Raw genomic sequence first — 17,094 nt, 5'->3', positions numbered from 1 at the left:
CCTGCCAGGGCCTGACCCTCTACCAGGCCCTGGACCTCCTCCAACAGCTCATCGCCACCTGGACCGGCACCTGCCCCACCTGCCGACAGACCGTCTCATGGCAGCCCTACGACACCACCTAACAAAGCACTACTAGCGGGCGACGGTGGTGACCCGCTCGCTCTCGATCCGCTTGGCCAGGGCGATGTCGTCGAGCAGGGCGAGGTTGCGGCACAGGACGACCGAACCGCCACTGGTCAGCGGCGCGAGGAGCCCGGCGCACAGACCCTGCCAGGTGTCGTAGCCGAGCCCGGACAGCATCCGCGCGCTCTCGCCGGTCAGGCCGAGGCCGGGGGCCTCGGCGGTGGCGTCCGCCACGATTTCGGCGCCGGTCCGCTCGCTGCCGGCGACCACGAGCGCGGGCGCGTCCGGGTCGACCGGGGAGAAGGGGGTGAACCGGTCGCCCTGCGAGGGGACTTCCACGGCGTAGTCCGCGAACCCCTCGGGCGGCTGCGGGAAGCGCCCGCCCAGCGGCCGCAGCGCGAGCGCGATCCGCTCCCCGGCACAGCGCCGGGCCGCGTCCAGGTCGTCGGGCCCGCTGACGACGAGATCGGCCGCGGCCGGATCGCCGCCGACCTGCGCGACGACCCCGGTCGACCAGCAGGCGAGCAGCCAGACGGCGGTCTGCCAGTGGGCGGGCAGCAGCAGGGCGACCCGGTCGCCGGGCTCCGCGTTCAGCTCCCCCTGCAGCAGGTTGGCCGTCTTGGACACCCAGTTCGAGAACGTGGCCACGGACAGCTCCACGCGCTCGCCGGTGGCGTCGTCGTAGAACGTGACGAACGGCCGGCCCGGATCGTCGGCGAGGGCGTTCTGCAGAAGCGCGGCAGGATGCACGGAGTTCACCCGGCCACCCTACGCGGCGGAGCCGGTCGCGCCCCGTCCCGCCGCCGCTCGGGACGGCGCGCCCGGGGGCGGCACCCGTATGACACTCCCCGATGGCCGGAACCACCCCAATATGCCCAGGATTATGGGCATGCGTGGATTCCTTGCTTCCTCGATCGGCGTCACCTGCGCGGCGGCCCTGGCCCTCCCGCTCACCCTGCCCACCACCTCGCACGCCGCGCCGGCCCCGGCGCAGGACGCGGTCGCGGGCAGCACCCAGTCGCTGGCCCTGGCGAGACGCGGCGCCACCCGCGCGGCCGGCCTGCCGGAGGAGCAGGGCCTGCCGCGGCGTGACGTCCACCCCTTCTCGCTGGTGGGCGTCGTCTGGGACGACCCGAACGCCGAACTCCACGGCCGCGTCCAGGTCCGCACCCGCGCGAGCGGCACGACGGCCTGGTCCGGGTGGCAGGACGTGGAGACGCACAACGACGACGCGCCCGATCTGGACACCCCCGAGCACACCTCGTCCCACGCCCGCGGCGCCACCGCCCCGCTGTGGGTCGGCGCCTCCGACGGCGTCGAGGTACGGGTCGTGGGCGAGACCCCCGCGCCCACCCGCGCGGCGAACCCACCGGCCCCGCTGCCCCGGGGCCTGAGCCTGGAACTGGTGGACCCGGGCGAGGGCGAGGACCCCGCACCGGAGGGCGCCCCCGCGGACACCCCGCGCGGCACCGCCCTGGCGGGCACGGTCATCCCCGAACTCACCAAGCAGGAGACCGAGGACGAACTGATCGCGGCCCGCGGCGGCGACACGGCCGCGGTCCAGGCCCGCCCCTACGTCGGCGCCCGCCCGCGCATCGTCACCCGCAAGGGCTGGGGCGCGGACGAGAAGCTGCGCGAGCGCAAGCTCGGCTACACCAAGACGGTGAAGGCGGCCTTCGTGCACCACAGCGCGACCGGCAACAACTACCGCTGCTCACAAGCGCCTTCGGTCATCCGCGGTATCTACCGCTTCCACGTCAAGAGCAGCGGCTGGCGGGACATCGGTTACAACTTCCTCGTGGACAAGTGCGGCACGATCTACGAGGGCCGCGCCGGGGGCGTCACGAAGCCGGTGATGGGCGCGCACACCCTGGGCTTCAACACCAACAGCACCGGCATCGCGGTCCTCGGCTCCTACAGCGGCACGAACCCGCCCGCCGCGGCGGTGACCGCGATCGCCAAGCTCACCGCCTGGAAGCTCGGGCTGCACGGGGCCAATCCGCGCGGGACGACATATCTCAAGTCGGGCGGTGGCAATCTCTACCGCAAGGGAAAGGATGTGCGACTGCACGTGATCTCCGGCCACCGGGACGGATTCGCCACCGAATGCCCCGGACGCCGTCTCTACGGCAAGCTCGGCACGGCCCGGACCAGCTCCGCCCGCCTCCAGGGCCGCTGAGGCCGGCCGGCCCGGGTCGCACACGGTCTGCATACACTGGCCGGCCGAAAGACAGTTCGGCCGGCCCCAGCAGGAAGCAGAGACGACAGGTGACAGAAGCGATCCTCCTGGTCGGCGGCAAGGGCACCAGACTGCGCCCGCTCACGGTGAACACCCCGAAGCCGATGGTCCCGGCGGCGGGCGTCCCGTTCCTCACGCACCAGCTGGCCCGCGCGAAAGCGGCGGGCGTCGACCACATCGTCCTGGCCACGTCCTATCTGGCGGAGGTCTTCGAGCCGTACTTCGGCGACGGCTCCCGCCTCGGCCTGCACCTGGAGTACGTCACCGAGGTCGAGCCCCTCGGCACCGGCGGCGCGATCCGCAACGTGGCGTCGCGGCTGCGCTCGGGCCCCGACGAGCCGGTGCTGATCTTCAACGGTGACATCCTGACCGGCCTGGACATCCAGGCGCTGGTGCACGAGCACGAGAGCACCGGCGCCGACGTCTCGCTGCACCTCTCGCGGGTCGAGGACCCCCGGGCGTACGGACTGGTCCCCACGGACGCGACGGGCCGGGTGACGGCGTTCCTGGAGAAGCCCCAGACGCCCGAGGAGATCGTCACCGACCAGATCAACGCGGGCGCGTACGTGTTTCGCCGCTCGGTCATCGACACGATCCCGACGGGCCGCCCGGTCTCGGTGGAGCGCGAGACGTTCCCCGGCCTGCTGGCGGCCGGCGCCCATCTCCAGGGCATGGTCGACTCCACGTACTGGCTGGACCTGGGCACCCCGGGAGCGTTCGTGCGTGGCTCGGCCGACCTGGTTCTGGGCCGCGCCCCGTCCCCGGCGGTCCCCGGCCGCTGCGGCGACAGCCTGGTGCTGGCGACGGCGACGGTGGCCCCGGACGCCAAGCTGACCGGCGGCACGGTCGTCGGCGAGGGCGCGCGCATCGGCGAGGGCGCGCGCGTGGCCGGCTCCACGGTCCTGGACGGCGCGGTCGTCGAAGCGGGCGCGCTGATCACGGACTCCCTGATCGGCCGCGGCGCCCGCGTCGGCGCCCGCACGATCCTGACCGGAGCGGTGATCGGTGACGGGGCTCACGTGGGCCCGGACAACGAACTCCAGACGGGCGTCCGCGTCTGGTGCGAAGCCAGGATCCCCGAGGCGTCCCTCCGCTTCTCCTCGGACCAGTAGCCCCGCGAAATCTCAGCCCGCTGGGGGTCCCCCCGGACGAAGTCTGGGGGAGCTTGGAGGAGCGGGGTCCGGGGCGGAGCCCCGTGACCCGCGCCCCGGGCGGCCCGCCGCTGAAATCGCCGAGACCCCCTACCCTCGTAGAGCACACCCGCTCCACCCAAGGGACCCCCGTGGCAGGCCGCCGATACGCACCCATACCCGCACCCCGCCCTGCCCGCCCCCACCAGGACCCCCGCACCCAGGCGGCAGCCACCCGCACCTACACCCCCCCGGCCCCCCTCCACCTGGGCCTCACCCTCGCCCCCCTCCGCAGGGGCCCCGCCGACCCCACGTTCCGCACCACCCCCGACGGCGCCGTCTGGCGGGCGAGCCGTACCCCCGAGGGCCCGGCCACGCTCCGGCTGACGGAGCAGGGCGGCACGGTAGGGGCGCAGGCCTGGGGCCCGGGGGCCGACTGGTTCCTGGACCACCTCCCCGCGCTGCTGGGCGAGGCCGACGACCCGGCCGCGTTCGCGCCGCGCCACCGCCTGCTCGCCGAGTCGGCCCGCCGCCGCGCGGGCCTGCGGCTGACCCGCACGGGCCTGGTGCTGGAGAACCTGATCCCGTCGATCCTGGAGCAGAAGATCACCACGGACGAGGCGTACCGCGCCTGGCGTCTGCTCCTGCACCGGCACGGCGAACCGGCCCCCGGCCCGGCGGGCGGCCAGGACCTGCGGATGCGGGTCATGCCCGACGCGCGCGCGTGGACCCTGATCCCGTCATGGGAGTGGCACCGGGCGGGCGTCGACAACAAGCGCGCGTCGACGATCATCCGCGCGGCGCGGGTGGCCCGCCGTATGGAGGAGGCGGCGCAGATGGAGCCGCCCGCGGCGCGCGCCCGCCTCGAACTGGTCCCGGGCATCGGCCCCTGGACGTCGGCCGAGACGATCCAGCGCACGAACGGCGCCCCCGACGAGGTCACCACGGGCGACCTGCACCTGCCCCACACGGTCGGCTACGCGCTGGCGGGCAACCGGGACGCGACGGACGAGGAGATGCTGGAACTCCTGGCCCCGTACGCGGGCCAGCGCCACCGGGCGGCCCGCCTGATCCTGCTGAGCGGCGTAGCCCCGGCCCGCAGACAGCCGAAGATGCGCCGGGTGGACATCGCCCAGTGGTGACACCGCCCGCCCCTGAGGCGTAGGTCCGACCCACTCACGGGGCTCCCGGAGCCGCCCGCACGGTCGGACCACCGCCGCCCCTGCGGCGCCCCAGGGCCCCGCCCGCCTACCGCACCTCCACGAACTCCGACACCACCCGCTCGGCCCGCTCCGCAGGCGCCCCCGCCGCATGTCCCACGGCGACGGCCCCCATCGGATCCCACTGCGCGGGCAGCTCCAGGACCTCCCGCACGACGTCGCGGCAGAACATGGTCGAGGAGACCCACGCCGAGCCGAGCCGCTCCCCGGCCAGCGCCACCAGGAAGTTCTGCACCCCGGCCCCGGCGGCCACGACGAACATCTCGCGCTCCGCCGCGTCCCGCCGCGCGTCCCCGTACGTGTGCGACCCGTCCATCACCAGGCAGGGCACGACGAGGTACGGCGCGTTGCGCAGCACGTCCCCGCGCCGCACCCGCCTGGCGATCGACTCCTCGCCCTTGCCGTCGCGCCGCAGGTCCGCGACCCACGCGTCCCGCATCGCGTCGAGCAGCCGCGCCCGCGACCGCGCGGACTCCAGCAGCACGAACCGCCACGGCGTCGTGTGGTGCGGCGCGGGCGCGGTGACGGCCTGGGCGACGGCCCGGCGGACGGCCCCCGGGTCGACGGGCTCGTCGGTGAAGGCCCGTACGGTACGCCGCTGCGTCACGGCCTCCCGTACGGCCTCCGAGGTGCCGAGCCGGAACATGTCGTCGCGGGCGACGCGCACCAGCTCCCGCGCGCCGCCGTCCTGCCCGGGCCCGGTCAGGGCGCCGAGCCCGCGGACCACCGCGACCGGCAACCCGCCGGCCTTGCCCTTCACGAGGTCCCCGGCGGCGGCCAGTTCGTCGGCGGTCGCCACCACGGTGGCGCTCAGCGGATTGCCGTGCGCGTCGACGCCGCCGCGCAGGTCGTCCAGGACGCGCACGCCGGCGGCGCCGATGGCGACGTCGGTCAGTCCGTTGCGCCAGGGGCGGCCGAAGGTGTCGGTGACGACGACGCCGACCTCGACGCCCAGGGCGTCCCGCACGCCGTCGCGGATCGCGGCCGCGGAGGCGTCCGGGTCCTCGGGCAGCAACAGCACGGTCCCGGCCGGGGTGTTGGAGGCGTCGACGCCCGCCGCGGCCATCACCAGGCCCAGCTTGTTCTCCACGATCCGCAGCGGCCCGCGCCGGGCGACGACGCGCACGGTCTCGGCGTCGATCGCCGCCTCCCGGTCGTCGGCCCGGACGATCCGCCCCTCGGCCTTGCTGACGATCTTCGACGTGACGAGCAGGACGTCCCCGTCGGCCAGCGCCGGCTCGGCGGCGATGATCAGCTTGGCGAGGTCGTCACCCGCTCTGACCTCGGGGATCCCGGCGACGGCCCACGCGTGGAAGGCCGGGGCGGCGGCGCTCACGCGACCCGCACCTCCTCCGCGAGCCGCAGCGCCTCACGCGCCATCGCGGCCGCCGCGGTGCCCTCCTCGGGGTCGGTCATCAGCAGCGGCACGGCCCGGCACCGGATCCCGGCCGCCGCCACGCGCTCGACGGCGCCGGCGTCCACGGTGTCCACGAGCCAGCCGTCGAGCAGCCCGGAGCCGTAGTGCTCGGCGACGGCGGCGGCGCTCGCCTCCACGCCCACCGCGGCCAGCACCTTGTCGGCCATGCCCCGCACGGGCGCGTCGCCCACGATCGGGGAGAGCCCGACGACGGGCACGCCCGCGTCCGCGATGGCCTCGCGGATACCGGGCACGGCGAGGATCGTGCCGATGCTGACCACGGGGTTCGACGGCGGGAAGAGGATCACGTCCGCCTCGGCGATCGCCTCCAGCACGCCGGGCGCGGGCTTCGCCTGCTCGGCGCCGACGGGGACGACCGCCTGAGCGGCCACGGAGGCCCGCAGCTTCACCCAGTACTCCTGGAAGTGCACGGCCTTGCGCTCGCCGTCCACGTCCACCGCCACGTGCGTCTCGACCCGGTCGTCCGACATGGGCAGGAGCCGCACGCCGGGCTGCCACCGCTCGCACAGCGCCTCGGTGACCGCGCTGAGGGGGTACCCGGCCGCCAGCATCTGCGTACGGACGATGTGGGTCGCGAAGTCCCGGTCGCCGAGGCCGAACCACCCGGGTCCGACCCCGTACGCCGCGAGCTCCTCCTTGACGTGGAAGGACTCGTTAGTACGCCCCCAGCCCTGCTCCTCGTCGATGCCGCCGCCCAGCGTGTACATCACCGTGTCCAGGTCGGGACAGACCTTCAGGCCGAAGAGGTGGATGTCGTCCCCGGTGTTGCCGATGACCGTGATGACCGCGTCGTCCGGTGCCGCCTGCTTGAGACCGCGAAGGAACCGGGCACCACCGATGCCGCCTGCCAGAACCACAATGCGCATGGCCCCAGCATCGCAGGCAGGTACGACAGCACGGCAGCCGGTCCCGGCGCCGCCCGGTCAGACCGCGGCCGGCCGCGCCGTCGAGCAGGCGGGGGAGTGGAAGGGCATCTCGGTGAGGCCCGGGAAGTAGACGTGCAGGCTCACGGCGGGCTCCAGGGAGTCGTTGACGACCTCGTGGACGTAACCGGCGCCGAAGACGCGCTGTGCGCCCGCGCGAAGGGTCCGTGCGCCGCCCTGCGTACGCTCCGTCAGTTCGCCGTGCAGGAGCGTCAGTACGCCGGACGAGGGCCCGTGGTCGTGCAGCCCGCTGCCCTGTCCCGGAACCCACGACAGCAGCCACACCTCGTAGCCGGGCCCGGTGCGCAGCCGGTGGTACCAGCGGGAGGTGGCGTCGTACTCGACGAGGTGCTCCCACTGGGAGCGGTCGGCGGCCACGGAGCGGGCGAGCCCGGCGAACTCGGCCACCGTGCCGGGGTGTTCGCGCGCGGGCTGGAGCAGGTGCGGCACTTCGAGGATGTCGCCGGCGATCTGGAGGTCGCTGTCGCTGTTCATGGGTGTGGAGGTTCCTCAGCGGGGAGTGCGGGGTGCCCGGACAGGGGGCGCGGAGCCGTACGGGGAGGAGAGAGCGCGGTCGGAGCCCGGTGGCTCAACGACTCAACAGCTGGAACAGCAACAGTGCGCGCGGGCGACAGAGACGGACCCGGCGGTGCGGGTCGTGGTCCGAGTCGAGTGCGCGAGCATGCCCACCAGCACACCGGTTCATGCTTGCGCTGTCAACTTCATGTCCGGATCGTGGGAAATGTTTCACCTCATCCGGTATCGCGGGCAGGCGAAAGGTTTGTTCACCCGCTGACCGGGACATGTGGCGCAGCAACCCGGCGCGCAAGTGCCGTTGTGATCCCGTGATCCGAATGTGATCCGGTTCGCTTCTGCGGGCGTTCCGGAACGAGATCAAATTCCCTCTCGTCCTCTCATGTAGTGGCCCGGCGGGGGTAGGGGCACCCACATGGGCCGCTGGCAAGTGTCACGGTTTTTGCCGATTTGAACACTTTCCGCATAGCCTTGGTTCCGCAGAGTGAATAAGGGGCCCAATAGCAGATCTCGGCTTGACTGCCCCGGATCGGCACACTTGTAATTTCACTCGTGTCGTTCAGCCGAAATCGGTAACGGCAACATCACGGGGAACGCACGGACGGACGAGGGGCGCACGATGACCGAGTCGTTTCAGGATCTGCTGGTCGAGGACGCGGAAGAGGAACTCGGCTGGCAGGAGCGGGCGCTGTGCGCCCAGACCGACCCCGAGTCCTTCTTCCCCGAGAAGGGCGGCTCCACGAGGGAGGCCAAGAAGGTCTGCCTGGCGTGCGAGGTCCGTTCCGAATGCCTTGAGTACGCACTCGCCAACGACGAGCGGTTCGGCATCTGGGGCGGTCTGTCCGAGCGCGAGCGCCGGCGCCTGAAGAAGGCTGCCGTCTAGGGCGTGTTTTCAAAGTCCCGTCGTCCGCCCGAAGGGCGGGCCCCGCGGCGTCCGGTGCGTGCGATCGCAAGGCGCCGGAGCGTCCTCATAGCGGAGCTATTCGGGCGCTTCGGCAACGCCGCGAGCGTGCGTGCCGGGCGTCGCGGGGCAGGCGGGACTTTCAAAACACGCCCTAGTCCTGAGCGAGCGGTGCACCGGCCCGTCGCCCGTGGGTTGTCCACAGGCGGCGGGCCGCTGTTGTTGTCAGCCGTTAGTGTGGGGCCCCGTCCGAGACGCCACCGTGCCCCCAGGGGACACAGTCGTCCACCGCAGTCCAACGAACCGGGGCCCGTACCTCGATGTCCGTGCACAGCCACCCGGCAGACCCCTTCGGTACTGCCGCCGCCACGTTCAACCCGGGGCACGACGCAGGGCTCGACCCGAGCGGCGCCCCCGAGTTCCCCCGGCATGTCGTCACCGCCGTCCTCGTCTCGCACGACGGCGCCCGCTGGCTGCCCGACGTCCTGTCGGGCCTCCTCGGCCAGGAGCGCCCCGTGCAGGACGCGGTGGCGGCCGACACCGGCAGCGCCGACGACTCGGCGGCCCTGGTCGGCGCCGCCCTCGGCGGCGAGCGCGTCCTGCACCTCGCCCGCCGCACCGGCTTCGGCCAGGCCGTCGAGGAAGCCGTGCGCGGCGCCGGGGTGCTCACCCCGGACGAGCTGCCCTACCTGAAGCGGCCCAGCGGCTGGGACCCCGTCAGCCGCAGCTGGCGCGACGACGCGTACGACCTCCCCGACCTGCCGCACGGCGAACCCGAGCAGTGGCTGTGGCTGCTGCACGACGACTGCGCGCCCGAACCGGACGCGCTCGCCCAGCTGTTGCGCGTCGTGGAGATGGAGCGCGAGGCGGGCTCCGACGTAGCGATCGTCGGCCCCAAGCTGCGCGGCTGGTACGACCGCAGGCAGCTCCTGGAGGTCGGCGTCTCCATCGCCAACTCCGGCCGCCGCTGGACCGGTCTCGACCGCCGCGAGCAGGACCAGGGCCAGCACGACCACGTACGGCCCGTGCTCTCCGTCTCCACCGCCGGCATGCTGATCCGGCGCGAAGTCTTCGAACAGCTCGGCGGGTTCGACCGCAGGCTGCCGCTGATGCGCGACGACGTCGACCTGTGCTGGCGCGCCCAGAGCGCCGGGTACCGCGTCGTCGTCGCCCCCGAGGCCGTCGTGCGGCACGCGGAGGCCTCCTCGCGCGAGCGCCGCACCGTCGACTGCGTGGGCCGCACCGCCTCCTCACCGCACAAGGTCGACAAGGCCGGCGCCGTCTACACGCTGCTGGTCAACGCCCGCGGCGCGGTGCTCCCCTGGGTCCTGGTCCGCCTCGTGCTCGGCACGCTGCTGCGCACGGTCGCCTACCTGGTCGGCAAGGTGCCCGGCCAGGCCTTCGACGAGATCACCGGCCTGCTGGCCACCCTGCTGCGGCCGGGCCGCATCATGGCGGGCCGCCGCCGGCGCGGCGCGGGTGTCGTCGACGCCAAGGAGCTGCGGCCGCTGTTCCCGCCCCCCGGCGCCACCGTGCGGCTCACCGTCGAGCAGGTCGCGGGGAACCTCTTCGACGGCGCCGACCCGGAGAGCTCCAACGCGGGGCGGCACGGCGGCGGCGGGCTCGAATCGGGACCCGGCGGCGACGACGCGGACTTCATCCAGGTCGAGCAGTTCGCCCGCCTCAAGCGCATCGCCCGCAAGCCCGGGCCGATGCTCTTCGTGGTGCTGCTGTTCGTCTCCCTCATCGCCTGCCGCGGTCTGCTGGGCGGCGGCGCGCTCGCGGGCGGCGCCCTGCTGCCCGCCCCCGGCGACGCCTCCGACCTGTGGGCCCGCTACCTCGACGCCTGGCACGCCACCAGCACGGGCGGCACCCAGTCGGCGCCGCCGTACCTCGCGGTCCTCGCCGCCCTCTCCTCCGTGCTGCTCGGCTCCACCGGCCTCGCGATCACCGTGCTGCTCGTCGGCTCCGTGCCGCTCGCCGGATTCGCCGCGTACTTCGCCTCCCGCAGCCTCGTCGAATCCCGGCTGCTGCGCGCGTGGGCGGCCGTCGCGTACGCCTTCCTGCCCGCCGCCACCGGCGCCCTCGCGGGCGGCCGCGTCGGCACGGCCGTGCTGGTGATCCTGCTGCCGCTCATCGCGCGCGCGGGCCTGTCCGCCTCCGGCCTCATGAACGCGCGGGGAGCGCGCGGCAGTTGGCGGGCCACCTGGGCGTACGCCCTGCTCCTGACCATCACGACGTCCTTCACGCCCATCGTCTGGCCGATCGCCCTCGTCCTGGGCGTCGTGCTCCTCGTCGTGCGCCGCGGCGACATCCCCGCCTACGGGCTGCGCTTCCTCGCCGCCCTCGGCACACCGCTGCTGGTGCTCGCACCCTGGTCCCTCACGCTGCTGCCGTCCGGCTTCTTCAAGGAAGCGGGCCTGCCGTACGGGGAAGGCGCCGCGAGCGCCACCAGCCTGCTCGGCGCCTCGCCGGGCGGCCCCGGCACCACCGGCAGCCTGCTGCTCATCGGCATCGTGCTGGCCGCGCTCGCCGCGCTGCTGCGTCAGGAGCGCCGCCTCGCGGTCCTCACCGCCTGGGCCGTCGCCCTGGTAGCCCTGGTCTTCGCGGTCCTGTCGAACAGCTCGACCTGGGCCGGGCCCGCCACCCTCGTCTACGGCATCGCGCTGCTGGCCGCCGCCGCGCTCGGCGCCGACGGCGCGCGCTCGCGCGTGGCCGAGCAGAGCTTCGGCTGGCGCCAGCCGGTGGCCGCGCTCATCGCGTTCGCCGCCGCCGCGGGACCCCTGCTGCTCGCCGCCGGCTGGATGATCGCGGGCGCCGACGGGCCCCTGGAGCGCCGCGACCCGGTGCAGGTGCCCGCGTTCGTCGCCGAGGAGGCCGGCACCCGCGACCAGGCCCGCACGCTCGTCATGGCCGGCTCCACCGGCCAGGTGTCGTACTCGCTCGTCCGCGGCGCGGGCGCCCGGCTCGGCGACGGCGAACTGACCGCCGCCGCGGGCGAGAACGAGAAGCTCGACAAGGTCGTCGCCAACCTCGTCGCCGGTTCCGGCGCCGACCAGGCCGACCAGCTCGGCGGCTTCGCCGTGCGCTATGTCCTCGTCCGCGACGGCGCCCCGCGCCAGATGGCCCGCGTCCTGGACGCGACGCCGGGCCTGACCCGGCTCAGCCAGCAGGACGGCACCGCCCTGTGGCGCATCGACCGGCAGGTGGCGCGCGCCGTCGTGCTGCCCTCGGCCGGCGCCGGCCCGACGTCCGAGGCGGCCAAGCCGGTCGCCGCGGGCCCCGTCGAGGTGCACACGGAGCTGGCCGCGGGCGGCGCGGGCCGCGTCCTGCGCCTCGCCGACCAGGCCGCGGAGGGCTGGACCGCGACGCTGGACGGCGCGCCCCTGACGCGGACCACGGTCGACGGCTGGGCGCAGGGCTTCGAGCTGCCCGCCTCCGGCGGGACGCTGGACGTCACCTATGACGCGCCGTTCACGCACACCGCGTGGCTGTGGGCCCAGGGCCTGCTCGCGGTCGTCCTGGTGGTGCTCGCGCTGCCGGGCCGCCGCAAGGACGTCGACGACGACCTGCCGGAGGAGCCGGCCGCCGTCCCCGCGCAGGACAGCACCGGCGACGGCCGCCGGGCCCGCAGGCTGCGCGCCCAGGCCGAGGCCGAGGCCGAGCAGGCGGGCGCCGACGCACCGCCGGCCGAGGACGCCGTGCCGCCGGAGCACGCGCCGCAGCCCGGGCAGGTCCCGGCCGCGGACATCCCGCAGCAGGCGTACGGCGAGTGGGACCAGCCCATGTACACGAACGCCGAGTACGGCGCGTACCCGGCGGGCGAGCAGCAGCAGCAGTACCAGGGCGACGCCTACGGGTACGACGCCCAGGGGGTCCCCTATCAGGCTGACCCCTACCAGGCGGGCCAGTACGACCCGTACGCCTACGGGGGCTCGTACGAGACACCGGCGCCGTACGACCCCACCTACGAGCAGCACGGCCACGGGCACGGCAACGGCGCCGATCATGAGCGCCCCGACGGGAGCCAGCAGTGAACCGCACGACCCTGTCCCTGATCGCCGCGGTGACGGCCCTGGCCGCCGTCACCGGCTACGCGGCCACCTCGTCCGGGGGCGCGGACGACACGCCCGCCACGGCGGCCGCCCGGCTGCCCGTCGAGCGCTCCAGCCTGCTGTGCCCGACGCCCGGCCAGTCCGACCTCGCGGAGACCGCGTACACGTCGTACACGCCGCCGTCGAAGGGCACCGGGGCCGCCGGGTCCGCGGCGGGCACGGCGCGGCTGGTGCCGGTGGAGCGCGGGCCGGGCCAGGCCGGGGACGCCAAGGGCAAGGCCAAGGAGCCCAAGGCGGTCGTCACGCCCAAGGAGCCCGGCAAGCCCGCCACCGGCGAGGCGTCGGGCGCCGACGCGCCGGCCCTGATCGGCACCGCCGACGGCGCCCTGGCGCCCGGCTGGACCGTCCAGCAGACCACCACGGTCGAGGCGGGCACCGGCCGCGGCCTCGCCGGTGTCGACTGCTCGGCCCCGGACACCGACTTCTACTTCCCCGGCGCGAGCACCGCCAAGGAGCGCAGCGACTACATCCACCTCACGAACCCGGACGACGAGGCCGCGGTGGTGGACGTGCAGCTCTACGGACCGGAGGGCGCCGTCAAGTCCGAGGTCGGCGAGGGCATCCAGATCGGCCCGCACGCCAGCGTCCCGGTCCTGCTGTCGACGCTGACCGACAAGCCGTACCCGAACCTGACGCTGCACGTGACCGCGCGCAGCGGCCGGGTCGCCGCCGCGGTGTCGGCCGCCGACGACGAGCTGGGCGGCGACTGGCTGCCCGCCGCCGCCGACCCGGCGGCCTCCCTCGTGCTGCCCGGCATCCCCAAGGACGCGACGGACGTGCGCCTGGTCGCCTTCGCGCCGGGCCAGGACGACGCCGACCTCAAGGTGCGGCTCGCCACCTCCAGCGGCTCGATCGCGCCCGCGGGCCACGACACCCTGCACGTCAAGTCCGGCATGACGTCCGCCGTCGACCTCGGTGCCGTCACGCGCGGCGACGCGGGCTCGCTGCTCCTGACGCCCACCGACGCGTCCGTGCCGGTCGTGGCGGCGCTGCGGGTCACCCGCGGCAAGGGAGCCGACCGGGAGACCGCGTTCATCCCCGCCACCCGGGACACCGGCGCCCGTGCCACGGTCGCCGACAACCGCGCCAAGGGCTCGACGCTCGCCCTGACCGCCCCCGGCGCCGCCGGCACGGTCAAGGTCACCGCGTCCCCCGGGGACGGCGCGGGCACCGCGACCACCAAGGAGTACACGGTCAAGGGCGGTACGACCCTCTCGGTCGCCGCACCGGTCCCGGCCGGCCTGAAGGGCACGTACGCGCTCACGGTGGAGCCCGTGTCGGGCGGCAAGGTCTACGGCTCGCGCATGCTGGAGGAGAAGCAGGACGGCGTCCCGGCGTTCACGGTCCAGACGCTGCCGGACGACCGGGGCACGGTGTCGGTGCCGGAGGCGGACGAGGACCTCTCGGTCGTCCAGAAGTAGCCGCGCGCACGCCGTACGGGAGCGGGCGGCACCCCGTGGGCGCCCGCGGGCTCACTCCTCCCCGTCGGCGTCCCCGTACCGCGGGTCGACCGTCTCCGGGGTGAGGCCCAGCACCTCGGCGACCTGCTCCACGACCACGTCGTGCACCAGGGCCGCGCGTTCGTCGCGGCCCTTGGTGCGGATCTCCACGGGGCGCCGGTAGACGACCACGCGCGCGGGCGTCCCGTCCCGCGCGGGCACGATGCCCCCGAGCGGCACCGTGTCGGCCCCCCACGCCTCGTCCTCGGCCGTCAGCCGCGGCACCTCCAGGATGAGGAAGTCGACCTCGCCCAGCTGCGGCCAGCGCCGTTCAAGACGCTCCACGGAGTCCTGCACGAGGTCCGCGAAGACCTCCGCGCGGCTCGCGGCCAGCGGCACCTGCGGCGGGGCCACGGGCCCGCGCATACCGCGCCCGTGCCGGTCGCGGCGGCGCGGACGCGGCTCGGCGGGGTCGTCTGCGGTCTCGGCGTTCTCGGCGTTCTCGGCGTTGGCGGGCCTTTCCATCACCGACGCAGCGTAGTCCTCCGGGGCGGCCGGGGCGGGCCGCCTCCGCACAGAGCGCCGCATGTCGCTTCCTGACCGATCAAGCCAATCTTGGGCCTGATTCCGTATCCCTCCCGGACCGCTGCACTCGTGACAGTTGGAGCTATTTGCCCCGAGTGGTGACCGCTTTCAACTGTCCGGCGGGGCCCGGGAGCCGGGGTCCGCGCAGGTCACGACGGAGCCCTCCGGGGCGGGTGTGGGGCGTATCACGTGGCGACACGGTGGGGTGACCTCGGGGAGAGTCGTCGCGGCCCGCTCAGGAGTGCGGTACCGTCCAACGCTGTGAGCCCTGTACGTCGCTGTTCGCGCACCGCTTGCGGCCGTCCCGCCGTCGCGACGCTGACGTACGTCTACGCCGACTCGACCGCGGTCCTCGGCCCCCTAGCCACCTACGCCGAACCCCACTGCTACGACCTGTGCGCCGAGCACTCCGAGCGCCTCACCGCGCCGCGCGGCTGGGAGGTCGTCCGCCTCACCGACGGCAGCGCCCCCTCCCGCCCCAGCGGCGACGACCTGGAGGCCCTCGCCAACGCCGTGCGCGAGGCGGCCCGCCCCCAGGAGCGCGCGGCCGGAGCCGGCGGCGCGGGCGGCCGGCAGGCGGACCCGATGGAGGTCGCCCGCCGCGGCCACCTCCGGGTGCTGCGCTCGCCCGACAACTGACGGCGGCCTTTGGGACGCGGCGACCGACGCGCCTTCACGGGATCTTCGCCGTCGTACGCGTTGACCCGCGATTGTTGAGGACACGACGATTTCGCCACCCCGACTCCGGGATCCCGGGAGGCGCTCGTGTTCGTCCAGCAACTGGAGCCGGTCCACGGCTCGCTCGGCCTGTCCGCCCTCATCGCCACGCTGCCCCTCGTCACCGTCCTCGTCCTGCTCGGCGCCGTCCGGATGAAGGCCCACCGCGCGGGTCCGACCGGCCTGGTGGTGGCCGCCCTCGTCGGCTGGCTCGGCTACGGCATGCCGCTCGGCCAGACCGCCTCCAGCGCGGCCCAGGGCGCCCTGTTCGGCCTCTTCCCCATCATGTGGATCGTCGTCAACGCCCTGTGGGTGTACCGGATGACCGTCCGCACCCACCACTTCGACATCCTGCGCCGCTCCTTCGGGCGGCTCTCCGACGACCCGCGCATCCAGGCCCTCGTCATCGCCTTCTGCTTCGGCGCGCTCCTGGAGGCCCTCGCCGGGTTCGGGGCACCGGTCGCCATCTGCTCGGTGATGCTCGTCGCGCTCGGCTTCGACCCGGTCAGGGCCGCGGTCGTCTGCCTCGTCGCCAACACGGCGCCCGTCGCCTTCGGCGCCATGGGCACCCCCGTCGTGACCCTCGCCCAGGTCACCGGCCTGCCGCTGGACGTGGTCGCCTCCGTGGTGGGCCGTCAGACGCCGCTGCTCGCCTTGGTCGTGCCGCTCGTGCTGGTCGGCCTGGTGGACGGCAAGCGCGGCCTGCGCGAGACATGGGCGCCCGCCCTGGTCTGCGGCCTCGCCTTCGCCGTCGTCCAGTTCGCCGCCGCCAACTACGTCTCCGCCCAGCTCGCCGACATCGGCGCCGCCCTCGCCGGCGCGGGCGCCCTGGTGGCCGTCCCCGGCGCGCGCAGGCCCGCCGCCGAACCCGTCCGCGCCGCGGTCCTCACCGGCGCCCGCAGCGAGGACCTGGACGAGGAGGACCCGCGGCCCGAAGTGGCGCGCGCCTACGCCCCGTACGTGCTCATCGTCGTCATCTTCTCCGTCGCCCAGATCCCGGCCGCCAAGGACTGGCTGGCCCGCGCGAACCAGGTCTTCGACTGGCCCTTCCTGAACGTCGCCGACCCCCACGGCGAACCGGTGAGCGGCAACGTCTTCACGCTGCCCCTCGTCTCCACCGGCGGCACGCTCGTCCTGATCGCGGGAGTGGCCACGGCGCTCGTGCTCGGCGTCCACGCGCGCGTGGCGGTGCGCGAATGGCTGGGGACCGTGTACGAGCTGCGGTTCGCGATCCTCACCGTCACCAGCGTCCTCGCCCTCGCCTACGTGATGAACCTGTCCGGGCAGGCCGCCACCATCGGGCACTTCGTGGCCGCGGCCGGCGCGGGGCTCGCCTTCCTCTCCCCGGTCCTCGGCTGGTTCGGCGTCGCCGTCTCCGGCTCCGACACCTCGGCCAACGCGCTCTTCGGCGCCCTCCAGGTGACCGCGGCCCAGCAGTCGGGTCTGTCGCCCGAACTCCTCGCGGCGGCCAACAGCTCGGGCGGGGTCCTGGGCAAGATGATCTCGCCGCAGAACCTGACGATCGCCTGCGCGGCCGTGGGACTCGCGGGCCGCGAGGGCGACCTGCTGCGCAAGGTGCTGCCCTGGAGCCTCGGCCTGCTGCTGGTGATGTGCCTGATCGTCTTCGCCCAGAGCACGGTCGTCCTGTCGTGGATGCTGCCCTGACCGGCGCGTTCGCGGTGCGGCGCGATCTTTGGGCGGAATGCGGGGTTCACGGCCTGTCACCGCCG

General features: G+C 74.3%; 13 protein-coding genes. 8 read left to right on the top strand and 5 right to left on the bottom strand.

Annotated elements, in window-relative coordinates:
- Positions 1-132: 132 nt before the first annotated feature.
- Positions 133-882 (bottom strand): TIGR03089 family protein, encoded by a 750-nt coding sequence (locus ACIBW6_RS34710; protein WP_399066907.1) that lies wholly within the window; start codon positions 880-882, stop codon positions 133-135.
- A gap of 130 nt (positions 883-1,012) precedes the next feature.
- Here ACIBW6_RS34710 and ACIBW6_RS34705 point away from each other — a divergent pair, with 130 nt between their 5' ends.
- From ACIBW6_RS34705 to ACIBW6_RS34695, 3 genes are all read left to right on the top strand, one after another.
- Positions 1,013-2,302 (top strand): N-acetylmuramoyl-L-alanine amidase, encoded by a 1,290-nt coding sequence (locus tag ACIBW6_RS34705; RefSeq protein ID WP_399066905.1) that lies wholly within the window; start codon positions 1,013-1,015, stop codon positions 2,300-2,302.
- Between the two features lie 89 nt (positions 2,303-2,391).
- Positions 2,392-3,474 (top strand): sugar phosphate nucleotidyltransferase, encoded by a 1,083-nt coding sequence (locus ACIBW6_RS34700; protein ID WP_399066903.1) that lies wholly within the window; start codon positions 2,392-2,394, stop codon positions 3,472-3,474.
- Between the two features lie 170 nt (positions 3,475-3,644).
- The gene (locus ACIBW6_RS34695; RefSeq protein ID WP_399066901.1) at positions 3,645-4,634 is read left to right on the top strand and encodes a DNA-3-methyladenine glycosylase family protein; all 990 of its coding nucleotides are present in this window, start codon (positions 3,645-3,647) and stop codon (positions 4,632-4,634) included.
- 106 nt (positions 4,635-4,740) lie between these two features.
- Here ACIBW6_RS34695 and ACIBW6_RS34690 read toward each other — a convergent pair whose 3' ends face one another.
- The 3 genes from ACIBW6_RS34690 to ACIBW6_RS34680 are packed head-to-tail and all read right to left on the bottom strand — an operon-like array spanning position 4,741 to position 7,568.
- Positions 4,741-6,048: a coenzyme F420-0:L-glutamate ligase gene (locus ACIBW6_RS34690; protein WP_399066899.1), complete on the bottom strand. Its 1,308-nt coding sequence runs from the start codon at positions 6,046-6,048 to the stop codon at positions 4,741-4,743.
- Positions 6,045-7,016, bottom strand: a complete 972-nt coding sequence (cofD, locus tag ACIBW6_RS34685; RefSeq protein ID WP_399066897.1) for a 2-phospho-L-lactate transferase — start codon at positions 7,014-7,016, stop codon at positions 6,045-6,047. The genes ACIBW6_RS34690 and cofD overlap by 4 nt, the downstream gene beginning before the upstream one ends.
- A 57-nt stretch (positions 7,017-7,073) precedes the next feature.
- Complete coding sequence (locus ACIBW6_RS34680; RefSeq protein WP_399066895.1) at positions 7,074-7,568, bottom strand: cysteine dioxygenase; 495 nt, start codon at positions 7,566-7,568, stop codon at positions 7,074-7,076.
- A gap of 658 nt (positions 7,569-8,226) precedes the next feature.
- Here ACIBW6_RS34680 and ACIBW6_RS34675 point away from each other — a divergent pair.
- From ACIBW6_RS34675 to ACIBW6_RS34665, 3 genes are all read left to right on the top strand, one after another.
- Complete coding sequence (locus ACIBW6_RS34675; RefSeq protein ID WP_127831770.1) at positions 8,227-8,490, top strand: WhiB family transcriptional regulator; 264 nt, start codon at positions 8,227-8,229, stop codon at positions 8,488-8,490.
- Positions 8,491-8,828: 338 nt separating this feature from the next.
- A complete protein-coding gene (locus ACIBW6_RS34670; protein WP_399066892.1) occupies positions 8,829-12,545 on the top strand; it encodes a glycosyltransferase in 3,717 nt (1,238 codons plus the stop codon).
- On the top strand, positions 12,542-14,044 hold the full coding sequence (locus tag ACIBW6_RS34665) for a DUF5719 family protein (protein ID WP_399066890.1): 1,503 nt from the start codon (positions 12,542-12,544) through the stop codon (positions 14,042-14,044). Before ACIBW6_RS34670 ends, ACIBW6_RS34665 begins: the two co-directional genes overlap by 4 nt.
- A gap of 51 nt (positions 14,045-14,095) precedes the next feature.
- Here ACIBW6_RS34665 and ACIBW6_RS34660 read toward each other — a convergent pair whose 3' ends face one another.
- Positions 14,096-14,587 carry a metallopeptidase family protein gene (locus ACIBW6_RS34660; RefSeq protein WP_399066911.1) on the bottom strand — a complete coding sequence of 164 codons (492 nt, stop codon included), beginning with the start codon at positions 14,585-14,587 and terminating at the stop codon, positions 14,096-14,098.
- A gap of 321 nt (positions 14,588-14,908) precedes the next feature.
- Here ACIBW6_RS34660 and ACIBW6_RS34655 point away from each other — a divergent pair, with 321 nt between their 5' ends.
- Both ACIBW6_RS34655 and ACIBW6_RS34650 read left to right on the top strand, forming a co-directional pair.
- Entirely contained in the window at positions 14,909-15,286 is a 378-nt protein-coding gene (locus tag ACIBW6_RS34655) for a DUF3499 domain-containing protein (protein ID WP_399066888.1), read from the top strand.
- A gap of 126 nt (positions 15,287-15,412) precedes the next feature.
- Positions 15,413-17,029, top strand: coding sequence for an L-lactate permease (locus ACIBW6_RS34650; protein ID WP_399066886.1), 1,617 nt, complete (start codon positions 15,413-15,415; stop codon positions 17,027-17,029).
- Positions 17,030-17,094: the final 65 nt, after the last annotated feature.

Source organism: Streptomyces sp. NPDC049813, assembly GCF_044465085.1.
Taxonomy (GTDB): domain Bacteria; phylum Actinomycetota; class Actinomycetes; order Streptomycetales; family Streptomycetaceae; genus Streptomyces.
The sequence above is the reverse complement of the archived record's forward strand: the minus strand, read 5'-3'. Positions and strand labels throughout refer to the sequence as shown.

Coding starts and splice junctions, on each gene's coding strand:
- ACIBW6_RS34680 (WP_399066895.1), bottom strand. CDS start 7,568: ATGAACAGCGACAGCGACCTCCAGATCGCCGGCGACATCCTCGAAGTG.
- ACIBW6_RS34675 (WP_127831770.1), top strand. CDS start 8,227: ATGACCGAGTCGTTTCAGGATCTGCTGGTCGAGGACGCGGAAGAGGAA.
- ACIBW6_RS34660 (WP_399066911.1), bottom strand. CDS start 14,587: ATGGAAAGGCCCGCCAACGCCGAGAACGCCGAGAACGCCGAGACCGCA.
- ACIBW6_RS34670 (WP_399066892.1), top strand. CDS start 8,829: ATGTCCGTGCACAGCCACCCGGCAGACCCCTTCGGTACTGCCGCCGCC.
- cofD (WP_399066897.1), bottom strand. CDS start 7,016: ATGCGCATTGTGGTTCTGGCAGGCGGCATCGGTGGTGCCCGGTTCCTT.
- ACIBW6_RS34705 (WP_399066905.1), top strand. CDS start 1,013: ATGCGTGGATTCCTTGCTTCCTCGATCGGCGTCACCTGCGCGGCGGCC.